Genomic DNA, 3459 nt, shown 5'->3' with positions numbered 1-3459 from the left:
GGTCGATTGCTTCCTCTCGTGGCTGCGGACGACTGTTAAACCGGATTCTATATTAGTTAGGACTTACGCACCTGCAACCTATTTTCGTCCCTATCGACCGACAGGGAAGCAATCTCAATCCTAGTTTTTCGTACCTCATGCGTAAGTCCTGTTAGTTATTTGTTCGAGGATACATTTTGGTAAAATGTTCTTGTAACCTTCGATGAATAAAGATATAACCACCTCCCACTTTTCTTAAAAAGATGCGTTCTGTTGCGTAGTCAAGGAAGCGAGCATAGTTCCAAGGAATATAGCCTTGCCACCAGAGCATCAGACGTAAAGTAAAGTGTTGAATTAAAACTACTCCAGCAAAAACTGGTCCTTTTCCACCTACCATTCCAGCAAGTAACCCAACCGCTAGTCCTATACTGACAATCTCGTGAAATATTCCTTTAGCGTAATTCAAACTACAAAGCATTCCTACAGGAAAGAATATTCCAAAGAAAAGACCAGCATATCGGGCTGACTTCCAAACACCTTGGTTAGGATTTATGGTTTGTGCTAGGTTTTCTCCTTTGTCTATTGAACCAATAAGTCCAGGAAGTGTTGTGAAGATTAGCAACTCAATAAAGATATCAAATAAGTCATCTATGTCACTGAGATTGTATCTTTCTGTAAAAAGCAGACGTGTAAGTACATAAATTGAGCCACTTATTAATCCAATTGTTGCATATCTTCTGGCTTTCTTTCCAGATGGCTCAATAGTGTCAATAATTCCTATTTCTCTACCTATTAAAGTTAAAAAGATACCCAGAGCAATTCCATCAATCATCACAGGAGATAATATACTCCTCCTTGCTTCATGTTCTATACTCTCTGCAACAATTGGATCGACCATTAAATAAATAATGATTGCATATATTACCCCAGAAACTATTCCAGGAAGAAACCTAAATATTTGTTGAGGGATAAACCCAAGCCTGAAACTTGGTGTAATTCTAGGTATCAAATTAGATAGCATAGGGAAACTTAGACACGATACTACACCTGCTATCACTGAAGGAATAATCAGGGATATCTGTACTCCTAAATCATTCGTAACCAGTATACCAAAATGTAAGACCCCAATCAATCCAACTATTAGTCCAAGAATCACTCTAAAACCAAGATTGTACGCCCATTGTTGACCAGGCAACCAATCAGGCTGTATATGCTCAATTAATAATTCTTTTCTATCTCTCTGTGTGATTTTCTGAGCTAACCAACTTAACCAATACTTTAATTGTCTTTCTGAATACTTTATCTTCCTCTCCTCAAATCTCCGTTTAATATAAGTATTAAATAAGTGATTTAGGCGTTTTTCTAAGGAGCCAATCTCTAATAATTCTTCTCTAGAATTATCTTTATAAGCAACAGAAATGAAGTTGAGAGTCAGGGGACTTTTCACTAATGTTTGTATGGCTTTGTCTTCTTTTTTCAACTCCTGAACTCCTGATAATGCTTCTCCTGCATCATCAAAATAGCGATTGATTTGCTCTTCTGTAAGTTGTCTATAGAAAACAGCAGTTTGGAATTGAAGTCTTTCTGAAACTTGTCTGTAATCTCGAATTCGAGAGCAAACAACCATTTCAGTTTCTTCATAGTCTCGTAGAAATTGATTAATTGCGATAATGCAATCTCCTCTTTTGCTTTCCCTAACTTCGTCTAAACCATCTAACAGAAGTAGTAACTGCTGCTTTGTCACCCAAGCATTACACTGCTTTTGAGAAAATTGATAAATCCTATTGAGTTCTTGAGCTAGCCAATTAGCTAAAGGTTTTGGCTCCTTTTCCGCAGCCCAACTAGAAAGATTGAGAACTACAGGAATTGGTAGGTTTATATCTCTCTTCGCATCATTAATTGATTCACGAGCAATTTCGAGAAGTGCTGTAGTTTTACCAGACCCCGATCTACCAAGAATCAGCATTTTTCTTGTACCTTCAAGTTCGCCGAATATATCAATTGCCCTAGTTCCTTCTGGCAAGTTTCGTTTTTGCAGCTCGGAACTTTCTGGTTGTTCACTTGAGGGATATCCCACTAAATTCTTGTCTTCCATCAAACCCAACTCAAGGGTTTCTTCAATATGTAAAGATTTTTCCAGAACACCTTTAATCCAAAACTCTTCTACCCTATTAAGTAAGCTTTCACGGGGGGTTGCTGCACGAGTGTCGGATTTTTCTTGATTTTGAAAGAGGTTTCTAACTTTTAACCATATATTCATCACCCAAATAGTCAAAATCACCCAAATAGTCAAAGGTGTTGTCGGGGGATTTTCATCACTACCAATATCTGGAAGTCCCCGTAGCTGTTGCCAGGTGATGCTTTCTTTAGCGAGATTGTGATGAATCACTGGCAACCAACTAATTTTTGGTATTTGTGTGTTCCTCTCTGGATTTTCTATATATTTTTGTATTTCAAGTCTAGCTTTGTACACAGAACGATATAAAGATAAACCTTCTGTCTCCTGTAAATTCTCTCCAGTCTTACTTTCTGTTCTTTGCCCAGTGAAAAATTCCAGAAAAGATTTCACAAATTCTTGTGCTACTTCATCAGGAACAGGTTCCCGCCAAACAATAATTTGAGCAATGTCTAAATCTGCTAATTTACGTGCTAACCCTAAACCATCACAGGAATTAAAAATGGCTAATTTCATTCCTTGATATTGGTCGATCGCTGTTTGAATAATTTCTCTTATTTCTTGAATATCCAGTGTTTCCTGTTGGTTAAGCTTTAGGTATCCAGTGTTATTATCTGTGTTACTATGTCCAGAAAAAAAGAGAATATCCCAGCGTTCTTTCTCCATGAAATTGAAAAATTCTGACCGTGTAGGTTGCCGGAGAAAGACACAATATGCTCCTGGTATTTTGCGGAGTAATCGTCGATCTGCTTCAACTTTAATACCCTTAGTGTCTCCAAGAACACATAAAATTTTAACTCTTTTTGGTCTAGGTAATACTGGTTCTGCTTCAGGAGACATAAAGTTAACTTGCTCTGAATTACTGAATGATAAAGCCACATCAGAAAAATTGTCTTGGGAAAATAAATTCCACCAATGCCAAGGGAGTTTTGGCAATAGACTTTCAGAACTAATATTCTGTGTCTGAAGCACAACATTAATTTCATCATCAGGATGGAGTTCGATTGCTAGCTCCAATGGTCTGTTGACAGGATTAAGCCAATGATTAAGACTATCTCGTAAAGTATCAATATTTTGATTGCACCTAGAAGTACTAACGCTAGTAGCTTGCACCTTTTTGAAGCGACCTCTAGGGCGAGAGGAATTAATTATATTCTTATACTCAGTTTGCCATTGTTGATAATTATTAGGTATCTCTGAAGAACCCGGAATTTGAGTGTCTAATTGCCTCAAATTCTTGAAGTAATTTCCTATTAATATTACACTGGTAACAAAAGTAGGAAATTACTTCAAGAATTTGAGGA

General features: G+C 37.2%; 1 protein-coding gene. It reads right to left on the bottom strand.

Translation table 11 applies throughout. The annotated features are described in order from the left end of the window. Positions 1-151: 151 nt before the first annotated feature. Positions 152-3388, bottom strand: coding sequence for an NACHT domain-containing protein (locus F6K22_RS36140; RefSeq protein ID WP_293109454.1), 3237 nt, complete (start codon positions 3386-3388; stop codon positions 152-154). Positions 3389-3459: the final 71 nt, after the last annotated feature.

Source organism: Okeania sp. SIO2F4 (assembly GCF_010672385.1).
Taxonomy (GTDB): Bacteria; Cyanobacteriota; Cyanobacteriia; order Cyanobacteriales; family Microcoleaceae; genus Trichodesmium.
Note: the sequence above shows the minus strand (reverse complement) of the source record. Positions and strands in the feature narration are given on the sequence as shown.